21 protein-coding genes and 2 CRISPR repeat arrays are annotated in these 19,862 nt (G+C 35.8%); of the genes, 17 read left to right on the top strand and 4 right to left on the bottom strand.

Annotated features, from left to right (window positions below; translation table 11 throughout):
- Nucleotides 1-818 (top strand): flagellar biosynthesis protein FlhB (gene flhB, locus A3854_RS06045; RefSeq protein ID WP_084041742.1); only part of this gene is annotated, 818 nt, incomplete at its 5' end.
- A 51-nt stretch (nt 819-869) separates the two neighbouring features.
- Here flhB and A3854_RS06040 read toward each other — a convergent pair.
- Complete coding sequence (locus A3854_RS06040) at nt 870-2,537, bottom strand: anaerobic C4-dicarboxylate transporter (RefSeq protein WP_084041733.1); 1,668 nt, start codon at nt 2,535-2,537, stop codon at nt 870-872.
- A 605-nt stretch (nt 2,538-3,142) separates the two neighbouring features.
- Between A3854_RS06040 and A3854_RS06035 the strand changes: the two genes are divergently transcribed.
- The 6 genes from A3854_RS06035 to A3854_RS06010 all read left to right on the top strand — a co-directional run bounded on the left by A3854_RS06035 (nt 3,143) and on the right by A3854_RS06010 (nt 7,265).
- Nucleotides 3,143-3,472, top strand: coding sequence for a type II toxin-antitoxin system RelE/ParE family toxin (locus tag A3854_RS06035; protein WP_084041732.1), 330 nt, complete (start codon nt 3,143-3,145; stop codon nt 3,470-3,472).
- Nucleotides 3,469-3,753: a helix-turn-helix domain-containing protein gene (locus A3854_RS06030; RefSeq protein ID WP_084041731.1), complete on the top strand. Its 285-nt coding sequence runs from the start codon at nt 3,469-3,471 to the stop codon at nt 3,751-3,753. The genes A3854_RS06035 and A3854_RS06030 overlap by 4 nt, the downstream gene beginning before the upstream one ends.
- 336 nt (nt 3,754-4,089) lie before the next feature.
- The gene (gene csx20, locus A3854_RS06025; protein WP_084041730.1) at nt 4,090-4,464 is read left to right on the top strand and encodes a CRISPR-associated protein Csx20; all 375 of its coding nucleotides are present in this window, start codon (nt 4,090-4,092) and stop codon (nt 4,462-4,464) included.
- A gap of 92 nt (nt 4,465-4,556) precedes the next feature.
- The gene (locus A3854_RS06020; protein WP_084041729.1) at nt 4,557-5,876 is read left to right on the top strand and encodes a TM1812 family CRISPR-associated protein; all 1,320 of its coding nucleotides are present in this window, start codon (nt 4,557-4,559) and stop codon (nt 5,874-5,876) included.
- A gap of 75 nt (nt 5,877-5,951) precedes the next feature.
- Nucleotides 5,952-6,572 carry a DUF4433 domain-containing protein gene (locus A3854_RS06015; RefSeq protein ID WP_180378656.1) on the top strand — a complete coding sequence of 207 codons (621 nt, stop codon included), beginning with the start codon at nt 5,952-5,954 and terminating at the stop codon, nt 6,570-6,572.
- A gap of 9 nt (nt 6,573-6,581) precedes the next feature.
- The gene (locus A3854_RS06010; RefSeq protein ID WP_084041727.1) at nt 6,582-7,265 is read left to right on the top strand and encodes a macro domain-containing protein; all 684 of its coding nucleotides are present in this window, start codon (nt 6,582-6,584) and stop codon (nt 7,263-7,265) included.
- Here A3854_RS06010 and A3854_RS06005 read toward each other — a convergent pair whose 3' ends face one another.
- Nucleotides 7,266-8,225 carry a helix-turn-helix transcriptional regulator gene (locus tag A3854_RS06005; protein WP_084041726.1) on the bottom strand — a complete coding sequence of 320 codons (960 nt, stop codon included), beginning with the start codon at nt 8,223-8,225 and terminating at the stop codon, nt 7,266-7,268.
- A gap of 112 nt (nt 8,226-8,337) precedes the next feature.
- Between A3854_RS06005 and A3854_RS09600 the strand changes: the two genes are divergently transcribed.
- On the top strand, nt 8,338-8,499 hold the full coding sequence (locus tag A3854_RS09600) for a hypothetical protein (RefSeq protein ID WP_180378655.1): 162 nt from the start codon (nt 8,338-8,340) through the stop codon (nt 8,497-8,499).
- A gap of 244 nt (nt 8,500-8,743) precedes the next feature.
- A CRISPR array of direct repeats spans nt 8,744-9,541; the repeat unit is 37 nt; unit sequence GTTTCAATCCCCTTAGTCAGGTCAAATTTGTTTAAAT.
- A gap of 445 nt (nt 9,542-9,986) precedes the next feature.
- Here A3854_RS09600 and cas2 read toward each other — a convergent pair.
- Together cas2 and cas1 are read right to left on the bottom strand one after the other, a co-directional pair.
- Nucleotides 9,987-10,262, bottom strand: coding sequence for a CRISPR-associated endonuclease Cas2 (gene cas2 / locus A3854_RS06000; protein WP_084041725.1), 276 nt, complete (start codon nt 10,260-10,262; stop codon nt 9,987-9,989).
- A complete protein-coding gene (gene cas1 / locus A3854_RS05995) occupies nt 10,262-11,215 on the bottom strand; it encodes a CRISPR-associated endonuclease Cas1 (RefSeq protein WP_257639880.1) in 954 nt (317 codons plus the stop codon). The genes cas2 and cas1 overlap by 1 nt, the downstream gene beginning before the upstream one ends.
- Nucleotides 11,216-11,535: 320 nt before the next feature.
- Nucleotides 11,536-11,948: direct repeats of the CRISPR family, unit length 38 nt; unit sequence GTTTCAATCCCCTTGATCGGGTCAAATTTGTTTAAATA.
- Nucleotides 11,949-12,226: 278 nt separating this feature from the next.
- On the opposite strand from cas1, the gene A3854_RS05990 reads away from it, so the two are divergent.
- The 9 genes from A3854_RS05990 (at nt 12,227) to A3854_RS05950 (ending at nt 19,856) form a co-directional block, all read left to right on the top strand.
- A complete protein-coding gene (locus A3854_RS05990; protein ID WP_141081836.1) occupies nt 12,227-12,436 on the top strand; it encodes a hypothetical protein in 210 nt (69 codons plus the stop codon).
- Nucleotides 12,417-13,253 (top strand): CRISPR system precrRNA processing endoribonuclease RAMP protein Cas6, encoded by an 837-nt coding sequence (gene cas6 / locus A3854_RS05985; protein WP_084041722.1) that lies wholly within the window; start codon nt 12,417-12,419, stop codon nt 13,251-13,253. The genes A3854_RS05990 and cas6 overlap by 20 nt, the downstream gene beginning before the upstream one ends.
- Entirely contained in the window at nt 13,240-14,757 is a 1,518-nt protein-coding gene (cas10, locus tag A3854_RS05980; RefSeq protein WP_084041721.1) for a type III-A CRISPR-associated protein Cas10/Csm1, read from the top strand. Before cas6 ends, cas10 begins: the two co-directional genes overlap by 14 nt.
- On the top strand, nt 14,754-15,161 hold the full coding sequence (gene csm2 / locus A3854_RS05975) for a type III-A CRISPR-associated protein Csm2 (protein ID WP_084041720.1): 408 nt from the start codon (nt 14,754-14,756) through the stop codon (nt 15,159-15,161). Before cas10 ends, csm2 begins: the two co-directional genes overlap by 4 nt.
- A gap of 9 nt (nt 15,162-15,170) precedes the next feature.
- Nucleotides 15,171-15,809: a type III-A CRISPR-associated RAMP protein Csm3 gene (gene csm3, locus A3854_RS05970; RefSeq protein ID WP_084041719.1), complete on the top strand. Its 639-nt coding sequence runs from the start codon at nt 15,171-15,173 to the stop codon at nt 15,807-15,809.
- The gene (gene csm4 / locus A3854_RS05965; RefSeq protein ID WP_084041718.1) at nt 15,809-16,693 is read left to right on the top strand and encodes a type III-A CRISPR-associated RAMP protein Csm4; all 885 of its coding nucleotides are present in this window, start codon (nt 15,809-15,811) and stop codon (nt 16,691-16,693) included. Before csm3 ends, csm4 begins: the two co-directional genes overlap by 1 nt.
- The gene (locus A3854_RS05960; protein WP_084041717.1) at nt 16,686-17,726 is read left to right on the top strand and encodes an RAMP superfamily CRISPR-associated protein; all 1,041 of its coding nucleotides are present in this window, start codon (nt 16,686-16,688) and stop codon (nt 17,724-17,726) included. Before csm4 ends, A3854_RS05960 begins: the two co-directional genes overlap by 8 nt.
- A 96-nt stretch (nt 17,727-17,822) precedes the next feature.
- Nucleotides 17,823-19,037, top strand: coding sequence for an ATP-binding protein (locus tag A3854_RS05955; protein WP_084041716.1), 1,215 nt, complete (start codon nt 17,823-17,825; stop codon nt 19,035-19,037).
- A gap of 3 nt (nt 19,038-19,040) precedes the next feature.
- Nucleotides 19,041-19,856, top strand: a complete 816-nt coding sequence (locus A3854_RS05950; RefSeq protein WP_084041715.1) for a hypothetical protein — start codon at nt 19,041-19,043, stop codon at nt 19,854-19,856.
- Nucleotides 19,857-19,862: the final 6 nt, after the last annotated feature.

Genomic DNA, 19,862 nt, shown 5'->3' with positions numbered 1-19,862 from the left:
GGTCGCTTCTTATGATACTTCCGGTTTGTATCTGTGTGGCGATTGCTGGTGTCATCGCAAATGTAATGCAGTTTGGATTTATCTTTACCACAAAGCCTATAATGCCAAATTTTGGCAAGATAAATCCACTAAAGGGACTAAAAAATTTATTCTCGATGAAAAAAGTGATAGATAGCATTAAAATCGTGCTAAAAGTTAGCATCGTCTTTGGAGTTGGATTTTATTTTTTCTTGCAGTTTATAAAGGAGCTACCACACACTCTCTTTTTTTCTATGTTTGATCAGCTTGCTTGGCTAAAAGAAAAGCTCATCATTCTTGTTAGTGTCATGCTTTTTATACTTTTCGTGATCGGACTTATCGACCTTCTTATCGTGCGTTTTCAATATTTTAAAGACCTTCGTATGAGCAAGCAAGAGATAAAAGATGAGTATAAGCAAATGGAAGGAGATCCTCAGGTAAAAGGCAGAATTCGTCAAGCGCAAATGCGTGCAGCCAAGCGTCGAATGATGCAAAATATCCCACAAGCTGACGTAGTCATCACAAACCCTACTCACTACGCCGTGGCGATAAGATATGATAAAAGTCGCGACGAGGCGCCGATAATACTTGCCAAAGGTGTTGATTTTTTAGCACTGCAAATCAAAAAAATAGCCGTTGAAAATGGTGTGCAAATTTATGAAAACCCACCACTTGCAAGAGAGCTTTATAAAATTTGTGAAGTCGATGATACGATACCAGCACATCTTTTTAGGGCCGTGGCCGAAGTGCTAAGCTTCGTTTATATGAGCAATAAACAAAAATTTAAAGATAAGCTTTGATAAATTCTACTCTTGCCACTAGAAATTACTAGCAGCAAGAGAATTTATCTATTATAGATATCCAAAAGCAGTTGCAAAAATATAGCCAAATATACAAGAGGATATAACACCAATAAGACCCGGAATGATAAAGCTGTGATTGATAACAAATTTACCAATATGTGTCGTACCACTTCTATCAAACTGAATAGCTGCAAGGTCGCTTGGATATGTTGGCAGGATGTAGTATCCGTAGCAAGCTGGCGCAAAGGCTAGAATGATAGCAGGATTAACATCGATATTTAAAGCTAGTGGCACAAATGCAACCAAGGCCGCAGCTTGAGAATTTACAAATTTTGAGATAATCAAAAGCATAACCGCATAAGTCCAAGGGTGCTCTTTTACGATGCTTCCTAGTGCCTCTTTCATCATCGGAGTGTGTACTGCAAACATAGTCTCAGCCATCCAAGAGATACCAAAAACTGCAACAAGAGCGATCATACCTGATCTAAATATCTCGTTTTTACCGATCTTGCTAGCATCTGTTGGTGTAAAGATTAAAATGATAGCACCAGTTAAAAGCATGAAAATTTGGATAACATGAACCATGCTTAAGCTCTTTGAAGATGCTTGTTTGTTGCTTATATTGATGTAAGCACCTTGAAATTCTTCTTTTGCACCTTTTTCATTTATATATGTTACTGCGCCATCAGCCGTGCGGGTAAGAGTTTGATTTGCATCTTTGCCGATGATTTTGACTGATTGAGCTTTTTGATTAGCATTTAGCTTATCGTTTGCTACTTTTAGCTCAGCCGCCTCTGTTTGGATGCTAGCGTCTTTTATTTTTAAGGTTTTTAAGACTTTTTGCTCAGTTGGTAGGTTGGCTATTACTTGAACGACTGTTGCATCTTTGTAAGTAGTCCAGCTTGGACGAATATCTTTAAAATATCCAAGAAGCGCAACTACAAGAATAGAGCCTAAAAATATCCACATCGCAGCCCACTGATAGCCAGGAAGCTTTTTGCCTAAAAGTGTCGCACTATCGCCATAAACATATTTTTTAAACTCAGGATCTTGAAGCTTTGCTTGAAAGACTTCGTCTTTATCAAGATCTTTACCTCTAAACCAGCTAAAAATTCCTACCGCTAAAACGCCACAAAATGTTGATGGAATCGTAATCTTTAAAAGATCTAAATATCCATCAAAGCCAGCTAAGTGAGTTTTAGCATTAATAAGAAAGCTTGTAAGAGTTACAACAGCAACTGAAACTGGACTTGCGATGATGCCCATTTGTGAGGCTATCGAGCTTGCTGCCATTGGTCGCTCTGGGCGGATACCATTTTTGATAGCAATATCATAAACGATAGGAAGCACGGTATAAACAACGTGTCCAGTACCGCATAAAATAGTAAGCGTACATGTTACAAAAGGAGCCAAGATACTTACATATTTTGGATTTTTTCTAAGTATAGTTTCTGCTATTTGAAGCATAACATCAAGACCACCACTAGCTTGAAGCGTAGCACTTGCCACAACAACAGCAAGGATAGTTAGCATAACATCAATAGCTGGCTTACCAGGCTCGATGTTAAATCCAAAAACAAGAACTATAAGACCGATACCACCTAGCATACCAAGTGCGATACCGCCTTTTTTAGCTCCGTAGAACAAACAGATAAGGACGATGAGAAGCTGGATAGCAAACTGCATGCCTTCACTTAAATTCATGAGAAAATCCATGAAACCTCCTAAGTTAATATAAATTTAATCAAGATTATATCTCTTATGGATTTAGATTAAACTTATATTTTAAGGATGATTTGATACAAATATAATTTTTTGATTAAGAAGGCTTATTTAGGATAAATTTTTATAAGATTGTCTCTTACAATTTTTTATTTGATCTTGAAATTTTTATTTGTCTTAGAATATATAAAAAGAAAATAGTATTGTTATATTTTAAATTTATTAATAATAAAAATTTATTTAAATTTTATAAATAACCTAGAAGCCTTGTAAATACGAAATTTAATAGAACTAAGAGAAAAAGGATTGATGTTTAAAGAAAGGTAATGGTGGTTAGAGGCAGAATCGAACTACCTAGTATTTCTTAAGAATTATTTTGATGTATAAATCCCTAAAATACGATATTCTAAATTTTATGTGGTTTTATTAAAATTGCTAGAAATGTCTAAATAGATGGCACCCAGTATGGTACCCATTTTGAGCACTAGAGATTTGATAAAATTACCCTTGTAAAAATTTTAAATACATAATAAAGAACAATGACTTTAAAAGGTTATCATATTTGACAATAAGTTATCAAAAATGATAATATAGCCGACATGAAAGAGCAATTATGGAAAATCACGTTTTATGATAAGAGCGTTGAAGACGAGACACTATCTTTGCCAGATACTATTTTGGCTAATTTACTTAGAGTACTTGAAATGGCAAAAGAGGTTGGACCAAATCTGGGCAGACCACATAGTGCTCCTCTTGGAAATGGGCTATTTGAGTTTAGGGCAAAAGGCAAAGAAGGTATTGCAAGAAGTGTATTTGTAAATGTTATAAATAAAGAAATAGTGATTTTGCATACGCTCATTAAAAAATCAGACACCATTCCTAAAAAAGATATGAAGATCATTATGCAAAGAGCAAAGGAGATAAAATGAGACCAACATTTGAGGATTTTAAAGAAAAAGCTCTAAAAAGAAGTGAGGTAAAAAAAGAATATGATAGGCTAGAGATTGAGTTTGAGTTAAAACTAAAGCTTATAAAGATAAGAAAAGCTGCAAATCTAACTCAAGAGGAGATGGCTAGTAGGATGAATACTAGTAAAAGCAACATCTCAAGATTAGAGAGCCTAAACTCTAAAATTTCACCAACAATCTCTACTTTAAATGCTTATGCAAATGCTGCGGGATATAGGCTGGATGTGAATTTTGTACAATAGTCTTGGAACGATTTGCATTATATAAACCTGCTATGTTAGTCTTTTAATACCCTTTGTGTGTTTTTACTTTCTTGTGTAGATCTTTTTAGATCTCACGACTCTTACATGCAAGCTAATACTTCCTTTGATAGACTCCACTATAACCATATCTCTTGCTTTTGTTTTCATTTTTATCCTTTATTTTATTGAAATACAACAATTATAAGGCGCAAAATCTACAGCATATGTCACAAAAATTCAAAACTAGGCAATTTTTCTATTTTGCTTCTTTTTTGTCATATTGTGTCCAACCTATCAGATACCATCCCATCTTGTTTTATTTAAAAAAGGGTAATAATGAAAAAAATGTTTGTTCTAATAAACCATGATTTAACACAAGAGCAAAAAGATCAAGCTTTAAAATCGTTTAATATCGACTATATAATAAATATCACCGATAATACGTGGTCAAATATCGACCCAGCAGATGAAAATATATTATATGCTTTAAACGAATATAAAAAGGAGTTGATGCTTGAAGCTGAAGCTGGTGATATTTTGCTAGTACAGGGTGACTTTGGCGCTACTTACAACATGATAAATTTTGCTAAAAATATAGGTATAAAAACTATCTACGCTACTACTAAACGTATCGTTCAAGAGCTTACCATAGATGGTAAATTGGTAACCAGGCGAGAATTTAAGCATGAAAAATTTAGGGAGTATTTATAAAACCTACTTTTTTATTAAGTAAAACACAAGTTGCAAAACGAGATAATCTCCTACACTTCAAAAATATAAGCTGTTAAATTCAAAGGAAGCAAATGCCGCTAACTATAGTTAAAAAAGCAAATCCACCCCAGAGTGAAGAGATTAATAAAAAAACAGCCGTCATCACCATCCTTGGTATACAAGGTCAAAAAGACAACATTAAAACCAAAGGCTGTGCTAAGTACTATTTTGCTGGCGAGGGTCCTGATAACTCGCAAGAATTTTTTAACACCTTGCCTCTTCTAGCAGATAAATTCGGCGCTGAAAATATAGTGTCTATATATACGGCAGAAGCTAGGGAGTTTAACGAAGCGGTAATAGCGCACTATGTAAATTTAAAGATAAATTTTAACGATAGCTACAAGATCACAGATGAGAAAAATTTTGAAGCTATATTTGAGATATTTGAAAGAGCTGTAGACGATCTAGTTAAAAGTGGTGTTGGCAAGATCGTCTTTGACGTGACGCATGGCTTTAGGCATCTACCTTTACTAGCACTAGTTGACCTACTTATACAAAATTTCTCAAACGTCTCTCAAATAGATCAAATTTTATTTGCAAAGGAAATAGAAAAATCCAAGCTATACGAGATAATAGATCTAAGACAATACCTAGATATCGCCAACATCGCCTTTGTGATCGCAGCTTTTTCTCAAAACTATACCTTGGCTCAACACATAAGGGCAAAAAGATTTGAGTCACTAGCAAATGCTTTAAATGATTTTTCAAATAATATACTAAGCCTAAATATTGCAAAGCTAAAAAGCTCGCATAACGAGTTGATCAAAGAGCTTGATAAGATAGATGATATCGCACTAATATCAAGAGCCAAGGATCTAAAAGATAGACTAAATAAAATATGTGACTGGAGTGACAGCGCATATGTCTTTAGGTATAAATTAGCCAAAGATATGTTTAAAAAAGGCTATTTGCTGCAGTCGTTGGTGCTATTGTTTGAAAGTGTAAATAGCTATATAGTTGGAGTTTTTGAAAGAAATATCCCTATCATTTTTAAGAAAATTTTAGATGAATGCTCTACTATGGGCGTTAGAAAAAATTATCTGATAAGCAATTTTTTTATTCAGTCGTTAAAAACTAGAGATTATGAGACTGATGATGACTTTGTCGGCAGGACTATGAAAAATTTAAAGTATCTTGAACTCTCAAAAGAAGATATAAAAGAAATTAGACGGATTATAAATACAAAATTTGGCTCTAGTAATGAACTGGCAAAATATCACAAGCAGTTAGATGACCTACGTAATGACTTCGCACATGGTAATATCAGTGAAGAGGAATTTAGCCATATCAAACAAGAGATAAAAAAGCTATTTGACAAATATCAAGACTTTATAAAAATACAAGATAGTTAGCTATTTAATATTTTTTATAGACACTATATGTCTATAATGCCTCTTATAATCTCCGAAAAAATAACGGAGGTTATAATGAGCAACCAAGCTTTCTTAGATGGCATGAGCGAAATTTTTCATATGACAGACTCTAGCAACTTGAAAAATATTTTATTACATGGCTTACAAAATCACTACAACACCTACAGGCAAGTAGATATTAGCAACCAAGAGGTTAATGCAAGACGCGAAAAGGTTGAGCACATGTATGGACATAAAATTCACGACTATGTCCCATTTTATTTTAATCCTCGCAATGCCATGCTTTATAAAAATAGAAACAATGCTCGCGTTATCATTTTAGGATTTGACGTTAGGGTTATCAAAGATCACCAAAATAGCTTTTTGGTATCAAATCGTAATGCGTCTGCAGATGAAGCTCAATTTAGTAAATATTTGCCAGACTTACAAGATCCAAATTTTATAGATTTTGACGATGTCTTTTCTTTAAGATGGTGCAACAATGGCATTGTAAACAATGATATCAAGCAAAAAATGATGGCAGAAATTTTGATCAACGATGTAGTTTATAGCCGCTACATACGCTCTATATATGTTAAAGATCAAGTTGGTAAAAAAACTATCAAAGAGCAGCTAGCTGGCGATCTTAAAATGTATAATATCAACGTCGTAGTTGATCCGGCTAAATTTTTCTAGGGATAAAAAATGGTAACTCTAAAACATGGAAATATATTTAACACCAAAGCAGGCACTATCGTAAATACCATTAACTGCGTAGGCGTTATGGGTGCTGGTATAGCCTATGAGTTTAGGCTGCGCTATCCTGAAATGTTCTTGCGATATGTCGAGCTTTGCGGTGAAGGCAACCCAAATAAAATAGAGATAGGAAAACTATGGCTATATAAAGCAAACGATGGACGACAAGTGCTAAATTTCCCTACCAAAAAGCACTGGAAAGATCCATCTAAAATGAGCTACATAAAAGCTGGTCTTGAAAAATTTACAAATACCTATGCTAGCAAAAAGATCGAGCACGTCGCATTTCCGCTTCTGGGCGTAGCAAATGGAGGCCTTGATAAAGACGAAGTTATAAATTTGATGATGGAATTTCTCGAGCCTTTAAATATAGAGTGCGAAATTTGGGAATTTGACAAGAAAGCAAGTGATGATTTATACGATGACTTTGTTCTAAATTTTGATATCAACGAGCTAAAAAGGCAAACCAAAGCCTTAGGCGTAAAAAATATAAGATTTCAAGCCATTAAAGATGCCATAGATAGTGGGCTATATCACTCGCTAAGCTCTTTGCTAAAAGCTCCGGGCATAGGCGACAAGTCGCTTGAAGCATGTTTTAGACTAGTTAAAAGCATGCCTCAAGGATTATTTTAGCTAGAGTAGATTTTTACCTTCTTCTATCTTTTTTATGATCTTTTGTTTTAGCTCCATTGGGGCTAAAATTTTGACGTATCCCAAAAATTCCATGATAAAAAACTCTATCTCCTTAAGATCCGTAAAATGATAGCTAACTACGATCGCCCCGTCTGGCCTTCGCTCTATTATCTTTTGTGAGCGAAAAAAGTTTTTTCTCTCAAACAAAAAGGCTTTTTTAGGACTGATCTCGAGCTGCACTTCTATGAGCGAGCTTCTCCACTCATGAGAAAAGACCGCAAATGGCGTCTGGATATTTTTTATAAAATCATCGATGTTGTAGTCGTGATTAAACGTTTCGCCTTTAATAACCTCTAAATTTACTATCCCAGCTATCCTAAAAAGTGAAAAATCATACTCGTTGTTGCTATTTGCCAGATATAAATTTTCGTTGATTAGCAAAATTTTATATGGCTTTACCTCTTTAAATTTTTTACTATCAGACCTATTTGTCGGGGTATACTCGATCGCGAGCTTTTTTCTATAGCGTATCGCATCTTCTAGTGTTTTTACGACGCTTTTGTCTAGTTCCGTCTCGATCGGGCTTGTGACAAAGTCATAAACGCCCAATGATTCATTTATAGTTTGAGATATAGCCGTTTTATTGCTGGTTTCGTTAAATTTTTGAGAGTTTTTGGCAAGCATCGTGTAGATTATCTTTAAGACATTTCTCTTTCTCTCATCAAGTAGATCATCAAGTAAATTTGTATTGATCGCTTGATAGCAGCCAGACTCTATGCGCTTTATCTCTATCTCACCAAAAACACTTTTTATCGCATCAAAGTCTCGTCTTATGGTTTTGTAGTTTAGTCTTGGCGTTTCGTCTTTTTCATTTACCCATAGCTCGTCTTGCGCGGTGTCGATTATCTCGCCGCGGTTTAGCTTTTTAAGTAGCCATAGTATCCTGGTTTGGGCGTCCATTACTTTATCCTTTATATTCTCTAAAGTTTTTTATGAATTATACACAATATGTCCATACGCTCTTTTATAATTCTCTCAACAAAACAAAATAATTCAATACAAAGGGGTTAAAATGGCAAAATGCTATTCACGTTCTTACTCAAAGTCTTCTTCATCATCAAGCAGATCTTACTCATCTGCTCGTGCTCATCAAAAAGTGGGTCAAAGCTTTGGTGGCTATACCAAAGTCCAAACCACTAAGGGCACATTTCGCATGAAGCTAACCTCTAAATAGTTGGCCCATGCAGCCATGAAGCAAAATTCATGGCTCATTTGAAGTATCTTTTATTTATCTACGCAAATCGCAAAAAACCTATCATTCCACATCTTCTTATCTAAATTTACCGAACAAACGCATATAAGCACTACTCATCTTTTATAAGTAACAACATAAAGCGCCTACGCTTTACCATTTTTATTAGTCCCCTTGGTCGGGTCAAATTTGTAAATGAGCTAGTAGAGCGTGGCTACTTGATCGAGTTTCAATCCCCTTGATCGGGTCAAATTTGTTTAAATCATTGCAGACAGAAATGTAACTAATCAAAGCGATGCTGGTTTCAATCCCCTTAATCGGGTCAAATTTGTTTAAATAAAGCAGAGGACACAGCGGTTACTGAAAAAGCAGTAAGCGATTTGTTTCAATCCCCTTGATCGGGTCAAATTTGTTTAAATAGATGATGAAATGATAGCTAAAAAGTCATATTGTCGTGTAGCGTTTCAATCCCCTTGATCGGGTCAAATTTGTTTAAATAGCGAAATGATAGCAAAGAAAAGCTATTGTCGCGTCGCGTTTCAATCCCCTAGAGCGGGTCAAATTTGTTTAAATGAGAATTGCAGACAAAGAAAATCAGACGATAAAGAATAGTTTCAATCCCCTTGATCGGGTCAAATTTGTTTAAATACCTTTTCTATAACATAGTCTCAAAGGGAGACAAACAAGTGTTTCAATCCCCTTAGTCAGGTCAAATTTGTTTAAATAGTGGCGTAGAACACATCTACGTCAAGATCCCTAGTGGGTGTTTCAATCCCCTTAGTCAGGTCAAATTTGTTTAAATTCTAGCTAGAGTAGAAGCTGAGAGATTAGCTTCTTCGTTTCAATCCCCTTAGTCAGGTCAAATTTGTTTAAATGCTATATCAAAATCCCTGCTACCTTAACAGGGGTAGATAGTTTCAATCCCCTTAGTCAGGTCAAATTTGTTTAAATAATGATAGAGTTGTGTGATGTCTTGGAGGTAGAAGTGTTTCAATCCCCTTAGTCAGGTCAAATTTGTTTAAATAGCCTAAAAGACTACTTTTGCAAAGAAAAAATTAGCAAAATTATTTAAGAAACCGGCTTTAAAGATACCTAAAATTCGCGAAAAGCTCAAAAAAGTTCGCAAATGTATGGGTATTTAAAAATACTAACTCCATAAAATTAACAATGATAAGTGAAAGAACCCCTAAATTTAGGCATTTGTCATCTTAAAAAAGTTCGCAAATCTCTTTTAAAAATTTCAAATTTTATAGGTTTGCGAACTTTAAGCGGTATATAAGTTTCGCAAGGTCCTAAAATAGGCTATCCTAAACTTAAGCATAACTAAAAGTTCGCAAATATATGAGAGATATTTTGACAAAAACTAGATTTGCGAACCTATTTCGCGAGATTTTAGCCAAAAGGGGTCAAATTTCAGCTAAAAAAGTTCGCAAATCAAAAATCCAATAGAAATTTAAGAACTACATAAGCTAAACAAAGAGCTCTTGCATCTCAAAGATACCTTTTTTATCGCATAGCTCAAAGCTTTTTCCCACGCAGTTTTCGCATAGTCTGTAAAATCTCAAACTATCTGTTTTGACGTTTAGCAAAGCTTTGGCGGACTTTATCAGTTTTTTGAGCTTGGTTTCATTTAGCTCGCACTCAAAGACGCTAAAATTTACACGATACCCGATGCCTTCAAGGATGTCTGAGAGCTTTTTGCGATTTTTATCGTTTTGTATGTCGTAGGCTATTACAAATTTCATTAGAATTTTCCTACAAAAGGTCTATAGCTTTTGCTCTCGCCGTTTATGAAGCGAGCTAGGTCGTAGCACTCTTGCATGATTATGTTTTCGCATTTGCATGACTCCTTTTTCCACATAGTGTAGCTGCCGAGTTTTTCTTTCATGTTTTGGGCTATTAGCTTTTTAGAAGCGTCGGTGAGAAGTCCTTCTTTGTTTAGCGAGATAGGCTCATCTTTGTTTAGCATCGAGACTATGACTCTATCTACCATAAATGTCCTAAACTGCTCTATCATGTCAAAGACTAAGGTTGGCTTCGTGTTATCAAGCGCATGTAAAAATGAGATATGTAGGCTAAGGCCTGCTAGATATAGGCACTCTTGAACCTTGGAGTAGAGTATGGCGTAGGCGTAGTTTAGCGATGAATTTACGATGTCTTTGGCGCCAAATGTTATGCGTTTTTCAAATTCTACTGGCAATATGCTCTTTATGCCGTCCCAGTAAATAGCAGCAGCCGAGCCCTCAAAGCCCATAAGTTCGTTTGTGTTTTTGGCGTATTTTAGCTTTCTTGCTAGGATGTTTTCTAGTTTTAGGATATTTGGAGTTAGAAATTTATGGTATTTGTTTAGGTATTTTAGATAGTTGGTTTGGTTTCTTATCTTTGCTTCGACAAAAGAGACGGCGAGATATAGCTGGGCTGGTGTGTTTAGGAGCATGGCTTGTTTGTGTGCTGTCTGCGTAGAGGTACTATTGTAAGCTAGCAAGGTAGCGTATGGGACGTAGTGCTTGTCTATGAAGTCGATGTGAATCTTTTCTCTTGCGCAGCGCCAGATCACCGCAGAGGATAGCGAGATATACTCGCTATCAACGATGATGCGAGAAATTTTAGAGATGGGAAATTCTTTGTAAATTTTGCCGTATTGCTTTATAGTAAATTTGTTTTTACTAAGGCCTAGAAAGACGCCTAGTTGATTGATATGGAGTGTTGAGTCGGAGGCGATCTTGGTGGCGTAGAAATTTCTTTTTTGGTTTATCTTGCAGGGCTCGTTTTCATAGCTTTTATTTATCTACGCAAATCACAAAAACCTATCATTATTGCAGTCCTTCATAAGCCTAAGCCAATCTATTCTTATCTAAATTTATCCAATAAACGCATATAAGCACCACTCATTTATTTTTACAAATAACAATATAAGCCACTACCTACACTTTACCAAATTTCATTAGTCCCCTTGATCAGGTCAAAATTGTTTAAATTGGTTATCTCAAATGGTAAGTCTAAGGGTTATAGTAAAATGTTTTAATCCCCTAGATCGGGTCAAATTTGTTTAAATATCATATGAGGATTTTGCTCACGTCATAGAGCTAGTGTTTCAATCCCCTTGATCGGGTCAAATTTGTTTAAATAAAGCTCAACAAAAAGCCAATGGTACTTATTTCATAAAGTTTCAATCCCCTTGATCGGGTCAAATTTGTTTAAATATAAACCTATCTACATCAGTGAGGTATGCAATGATAGATGTTTCAATCCCCTTGATCGGGTCAAATTTGTTTAAATATATTTGCCCGCCGCTGAGATGGTGATTAGCAATGGCAAATCGTTTCAATCCCCTTGTTCGGGTCAAATTTGTTTAAATTATGCAGACATAGAAGTTTTGACTAACTACGAAAAGTTTCAATCCCCTTGGTCGGGTCAAATTTGTTTAAATAATACTTGCAACCGAAACAAAAGCAGGTATTACAAAGTTTCAATCCCCTTGATCGGGTCAAATTTAACAATGATAAGTAAAAGAACCTATTTTAAATAGCTTTAAAATCACGAATTTTTGAAATTTTAGCCAAAAAGATGGAAATTTAAGCTAAAAACCAAGAGCGATAAAGGTGCGCAAAATATACAAAAATAATAATTTTTAAACAAAAATTTAAAAATCATAAACATTTGCCTTTAAATCATATATAATAAGACAATTTTAAAATCGAGCGTTGAAGTGAATAACGAAACTAATATGATTTTGACCTTTTCTCGCTATATAGGGGCGATAAGAGATAGTCTTGGCGTGCTGATAAAACTACCAGTTCTTAATAAATTTATACCCAAACTTAAAATAAATAGAAAAAATGCTCTAAAAAAGAGCATGGTGGGCGTGGTTTTAGACTATGTGAAGATAAGGAGTTTAGATGAGGTATGCCGAGCTTAGAGTGAAATTTGAGCCGTCACAAAAGCCGCCATTTTTTATCGGCTCACAGGTGCGAGGAGCCTTTGGATATGCGCTAAAAAGCGTAAGCTGTATAAATCACGCCCATAAGTGCGACGAATGCTTTGCAAATGAGAGCTGTTTATACTACGACTTTTATGAAAAGAAAAATAGCTACCATAGATATAGGCTGGACTTTGAGCTAGGGGCTAAAGAGTATGACTTTGGCATAGTTTTGCTAGAAAGTGCGTGTGAAAAACTACCATATATCGCCTCTGCGGCATATATGATGCTAAAGAGATATGGCCTTGGCAAAGATAGGATTAGTTACGAGAAATTTGATATGTTTGTAAACGGCGAGGCGTGCTTGGCGGAGGATAAAATAAGTCTACCTAAAGAGTACGTGAGAGAATTTAGCTTTGATGGTGATGGGGGTGATGTCAGGGTCAAATTTATAACTCCACTTAGGATAAAAAAAGATAATGTTTTTTTAAAAAATGACAATATAAGTCTAAGAGATTTACTAAACTCCATCTATCAAAGGCGCCTAAGTATCTTTGGACAAGCTCACGAGGCGCTAGCGTGCGAGATAAAAGGCGAGATAACTAAAAAAGACCTAAAATACGTGGAGCTAACTAGGCGTAGCAATAGACAAAACATTACTATGAATTTTGGCGGCCTGGTGGGGTCTTTGGAGATGAGGGGCGTTAGCAAAGAGTGTATGGAGCTGCTAAAGCTAGGTGAGATAATAGGCGTAGGCAAGCAGACTGTTTTTGGACTAGGGAAAATAGAAACGGAGGATATGAATGAGCAAATTTAGCAGTTATTTTAGTGATGAGTTTGTCTCTTTGGAGCAAGGATCTAAGAGCATAGATGAGATATTGCAGGATAGGATGTTTTTAATAGGTGGAGACTTTTACGGGATACAAAAATTTATATTTGACAACCTAGGCTCAAAAAACGCGGCTAAAGTACTAAGGGCAAAGTCTGCATTCTGTGAGCTTTTTATGATGGTCTTGGCTAAATTTGTCTGCCAAAAACTGGGCATAGATGAAAAATGTATCTTATCGTGTACGGCCGGTAAATTTGAGATACTATCGCCTAAATTTGACGAAGCTGCTTTTAAAGAGATAAAAGGCGTTATAAACGCTTATTTTATAAAAAATTTCTTTGGCGTTAGCGGTGTTAGCCTATCTTGCGTGGAGTGCAAAAGGGCTGACTTTACGGAGCCTAAGCGATATAAAGAGCTAAGGGATAAGATCAGCAAGGCTGTGGAGCTAGAGAAATTTAAAAAACTAAATTTAAAAGAGCAAGACCCGGTGCTTTCATACGATAAGGGCATAACAAATCAAACTCTTTGTAGGATCTGCAATATAAGAAAGATAGCTCACGACAAAGATAAATGCGAAATTTGTGCCGCCTTTGTACGTCTTGGCGAAAAGCTAGCTGGCGATAGCAAGAAGATAAATAGCAAAGATATAGGCATAGACTTTATGGACGTGGATCTTGAGATAAGCGAAAATATAAGATCATACGTTGCTAAAAGTGCGGGCAGCATAGTGGACTTTGAAGATCTGGCTAAAAAATCCCGCGGAGATAATGCGATCGCCGTTATAAAAGCTGACGTGGATAATATGGGAAATTTCATAAAACATAGCGACGTTACGCAAAACTTTGCAAATTTTGACACATTTTCAAAGGGAATAAATAACTTTTTCTCTTTATATGTGCCAAGAAAGATGAAAGAGAAATTTGAAAATAGTTATACGGTCTTTGCAGGCGGAGATGATCTGCTGATAGTTGGTAGCTATGATCAGATGATAGAGCTTGCCATTTTTGTAAGGCAAGAGTTTATGAAATTTATAAAAACAAAGGATCTAAGCATCTCTTTTGGCATCGTTTTAGCAAAACCGTCCACGCCTATAAGCTTTCTAGCACAAACTAGCGAAAAGTGGCTGGAGAGCTCAAAAGAGATAAGTGGAAAAGATGCGATTAGTATCTTTGGAGAGACTGCTAAGTGGGATAGCTATTTGAGCATCAGAAGTAAAATTTTAAGTGAATTTGAAAAATTTAATATAGACAATACGGCGTTTTTGTATAGGTTGCTCGAGCTTTGCGAGATGAGCAAAAAGGTATGCGAAGACGTAAAAAATACGATGTGGAAATCAAAGCTAAGCTATAGCTTTACTAGAAATATGCAAGGCAAACAGGGGGGCGGCGAGATGAACGAGCTGCTTCTTATGCTAAATAATGCGATAGAAAACAATCCAAAGGAGAGCAAAATGGCTATTTGTGAATACATATATAAAAGGAGAGAACGATGAATGGATACAATAGAAATGGCGGCGGTAACTATAATACCGGCAATAAACCGCAAGCAAACTCTTTGCCACCAATAGTTTTAGACTACAAAAAAGATCCAAATTTGTTTGATACAACGGCAAAAACAGTTGCTGAGAAAATATCAGGAACAAAAGCTACGCAGATGAGAGCATTTTATGACTATGTCATAGAACTAGAACAAAAATCAAACACCGAAGACTTTGGCGAAGTTTTGCCTTTTGTAAAGATGCTAAATTCAAAAGCGGCTTACTCTAAGTCAAGAAAATGCTCAAGCGATGAATTTGTCGAGATGATAAACAAATGCGTGTCTCAGGTAAAAACAAAAGATGATTTAAGGGTATTTAAACTCTTTTTTGAGGCCGTTATAGGCTTTGCTAAAAAATAAGGAGAAAGTATGAAAATTTTAACTTTAAAGGGACAAATAGAGCTTTTAAGCGGACTTCATATAGGTGGTGGCGATGATACTATGAAGATAGGCGGCATAGACTCGCAGGTAATAAAAGATATAAATACAAATAAACCTTACATCCCTGGAAGCTCGCTAAAAGGTAAAATGAGAAGCTTACTTGAGTGGAATAATAGGCTGGTTGGATATAGCGAAGGAGAGGTTTTTAACTCTAAAATTTTAGAAAAAGTACCAGAGCCAGATAAAAAAGCGGCGCAAAATTTACTAAAAATTTTTGGCGATAAAGAGAATAAATTTGGTATTACTAGAATAAGCGTTGGGGATTGTTTATTGTCTAAAGAGAGCGAAGGGCTAAAACTAAGCGAAGCAAAATATGAAAACGTGATCAACAGAGAAAGCGGAACCGCCGAACATCCTCGCCAGATCGAGCGCGTGCCGGCTGGAGTGAAATTTGACCTTGTTATTAGGCTAAAAGTTTTTGATGAAAAAGAGCCTTATAACGACAATGAAAATGAACTAAAAGAGATGGTTGAGAGCGGACTTAAGCTAATAGAAAACGACTATCTAGGCGGTAGCGGCTCAAGAGGTTACGGAAGGGTTGAATTTACAAATTTAAGGTGGGAATAATGACGCTTTATAAAACTACCATAACGCCCAAGTCAAATTTTACAACACCACTAAAGGGTGATACTTTGTTTGGGCAAATTTGTTGGGCGATCAGATACGCACTTGGAGAAGATAGGTTAAATGAGCTACTAGGCGACTACGACAAAAAGCCGTTTTTGATAGTCTCTGATGGTTTTGCTAGTGGATATTTGCCAAAGCCTAGCATGCCAAGTCACCTTTTGGGCGAAAATTTGGAGCTAAAAAAAGAAAATAGAAAGAAAATTTGGCTTAGCATGGAGGATCTGCAAAGCGGAAATTTCAAAAACGCTAAGACAAGTGGTGAGATCGGCTATGAGCTAACAAAGAATGCAACGATCAAAAACTCCATAAACTACCATACGTTTACGACTGATGAGAGCGGTAAATTTGCGCCTTATGCTTTAGTGGAGATGAAATTTAGCAGACAAGATATCTACTTTTTGCTAGATGATAAATTTAAACTTGATGAGCTAGAAAAAGCGCTTGAGGTTGTGTCTAAAAGCGGCTACGGCAAGAGAGCTAGCATAGGAAAAGGAGCGTTTGAGTATGGCGCGTTTGAAAAAGTAGCTATCAAAAAAAGCTCAAATGCCTTTATGACGCTTAGCCCTACTGTGATAGATGATGAAAATTTAAAAGAGTTTTTCTATGAGCCATTTACTAGGTTTGGCAAACATGGCGGAGGGCTTGCAAACACGAATCCTTTTAAAAGTCCTATTATAATGGCTGATAGCAGTAGCGTGGTAGTATATGATGAAATTTGCGAGAAAGAATATCTAGGAAAAGCTATAAGAGGACACTCCGCAAATGCGAACACGGTACACCAAGGATATAGCATACTAATAGCTACGGAGATAAAAAATGCGTAATGAAACTAAAACCTACAAAATAAAACTAACGCCCATAAGCCCGATACATATAGGTACTGGAGAGGCTTACGAGCCGATGAACTATGTCATAGACAAAGGCGCCGACGATAAATACTATATGTATGTTTTTGATGAATTTGAATTTGTTAAAGGGCTTGATGATAAGTCTAAAGAAGAATTTAATAAAATATCCTCAGATGCTACGGATGTGGGCATACTTAAGTTGCAAAAATTTATAAAAGAGAAGAGTTCTCTGGCCAAAAAAATCTCTTACTACAAAGTACAGGCGCTAAAAAATATCACAGAAGACTATAACGAAAAAATAGGAAAAGTTGTTCAAAGAGAGGGTGGTGGTAAAAAAGTCATAAACCAACTGGTTATTGAAAAGACACTTATCTCTCCAAATTTAAAAAAAGCCATTATTCCTGGAAGCTCTTTAAAGGGTGCAATAGCGACAGCCTTTGGCGAAATGCTCTTTAAAAAGAGTAGAAGCTATGATACAAAAGAGCATTTTAGTGATTTTTTAGTATCTGATAGCGAAGTGGTAGAGTCGCATACTTTTGCTTCAGTTGCTATAAATATAAAAAGAAACAGAGAGCCAAGAGGACAAAATGGTAGTCAAGGCATACCAGTAAGATACGAGGTGATAAACTCAAAAAGCGAATTTAAAACAACGTTTACGATAAAAAACAATAAATTTGGCATTGACGAGCTAATAAAAGCCTGCAACTCTCACTATATGCCGATATTTGCCTCTCAGTTTAGCTATGAAACGGACGAATTTACACGCGAAGGACTATCTGATAAATTTATTGAGAAATACGAGCATTTAAAACTTACGGATAATCAATTTTTATTGAGAGTTGGAAAGCATAGTGGCGCAAGAGCCGTTACGGTAGATGGCGCGAGAAAGATAAAAATAATGAAGGGTAAAGGGCAAAAACCATCTTTTGGAGATGAGGAAACCACTATATGGCTTATAAATAAACAGCCGTTTGGATGGCTACTTTGCGAAATTTTAGAAGAGGATTGATCTTTTTTAAACAATGTGACGAACTTAACCAAACCATCCTTGTAAATTTATATATATTATAGTATCATACTCCTAAATATTTAAGGATAAAATACTATGTATATCAAACGAGCCATAAGCGACGAAATAAAAGAGTATATGAAAAGCTTTCCAGTGCTTTTGATAAGCGGGGCTAGACAAGTCGGTAAATCAACACTTGCCTTAAATTTAGAGATACCAAACTACATAACGCTTGACGACATAAACATATATGAATCCGCAAGAAACGATCCCAAAGGCTTTATAGAACACTGCAATAAGCCTATAATAATAGATGAGATACAAAGAGTACCGATACTACTTGTTGCCATTAAGGAATTTGTAGATAAAAACAGAACGAACAGTCAGTTTATATTAACCGGCTCTGCAAATTTAAAAGGTTTTAAAGATATTTCAGACTCGCTTGCTGGCAGGATAGGTATAGTAGAGCTATATCCACTTTCTCAAAAAGAGCTAAGTCATAGCGATGAAAATTTGATAGATATTTTAAGTGGCGATATAAGCCATCTTTCGCTAAAGAAGTATGATAATGAGGGCTTATCTGAAAAGATTATAAATGGTGGTTATCCGGAGATCACAAAGATAACCTCTGAAAAATCAAAATATCTCTGGTTTAGCTCATACATAAGAACATATATAGAATCAGATGCCAAAGAGATAGGCAACATCAGAAATATGGATAAATTTATCACTATGTACCGCCTATGTATGCTAAGAAGTGGCAACATCTTTAACAAAAATGAGCTATGCCTAGAGTCTGGGCTTGATAATAAGACCTTTGATAGCTATTTTAGCGTGCTTGAACATACCTATCAGATCCAAAAGCTCCAGCCATATTTTAATAACGCTCTAAAAAGACTTATAAAAAGTCCTAAAATTTTTGCTACTGACACAGGAGTGCTAGCGCATCTACTGCAAATTTCTTCAGCGCAAGAGCTTGCAAATTCCTCATACAAAGGCGCAATATATGAAACATTTGTATTTGATGAACTACTAAAGGCAAATACAAGTAGCAAAAAAAGAGCAAATATATACTACTACAGAACGAGCGATCAAAAAGAGATAGACTTTATCCTTGAGATATCAGGTAAGCTCATAGCCGTAGAGGTCAAATCCTCAAAAACTATTAGCAAAGATGACTTTAAGCACATCTACCACTTACAAGAGAATTTGCAAAGTAAATTTGATAAGGGCATAGTCTTTTACGCCGGAGATACGGCTGTAAAACTAGATGATGATATGTTTGCATTACCGTTTGGTTTTATGGGGTGAGAGATGGCTATAGTAAAGAGTGATTATAAAAAAGTAGATACTGGGCTTTTTATCAACAAACTAAAGCCAAATGTCTTTTTATTAAGAAAAGTTATAGAAAGCAAGTATTTTACAAAAGTGCTTACGCTAGATACTCGTAGCGGATGGGGCAAGAGAGAATACAAAAATGAAGCCAAAAAAGAGCTTGTAAAGTGGTTAGATGGCGTAAGTAAGCAGTTAAAGGGGCTGAAATTTAAAGATACTACCAAGGTTAATGATTTGTTTGAGCTGTGGAAAGGCGAAAAAGATATCAACAAAAAGTCTGTCGCTAGCGACATCGCTTTTTATGAGAAATATTTGCAAGACAGTATCGGCAAAGAGATCGTAGTAGACGTCATAGCTGCCCAAATAGACAATGTTATCCATAATCTAATGCACGATGGAAAATTTAATAAAACAATGGGAAAAGTGCATGTATTGTCAAAGCGTACGGCATATGATAATACAAGACGAATTTTAGGCGAGATGTTTGACATAGCGCTTCGCAATCAGCTAATAGTGGTAAATCCTTGCGCTCTGCTAACTAAAATATCTAAAACGACTAGAAAAACGATAGTAAAAGATGCAATCGGTAAATTTTATAAGTTAAAAACGGCTATCTTGGAGCTTTATAAAGATGATCCGTTTTGGAGAGGATTTTTCTTGTTTTGTTTGTATGGTAGACGAAAAGGAGAAGTTGTTGGCTTAAAATGGGAAAATGTTGATCTGGAAAACAACGTATATTATCTAATAGATACAAAAACAGAAACGACTATAAAAAGCCGCTTCCTTTGCTCGTAAAAGAAG

The sequence above is a fragment of the Campylobacter concisus genome, from assembly GCF_002092845.1.
In the GTDB taxonomy this organism is placed as follows: Bacteria; Campylobacterota; Campylobacteria; order Campylobacterales; family Campylobacteraceae; genus Campylobacter_A; species Campylobacter_A concisus_AQ.
The sequence above is the reverse complement of the archived record's forward strand: the minus strand, read 5'-3'. Positions and strand labels throughout refer to the sequence as shown.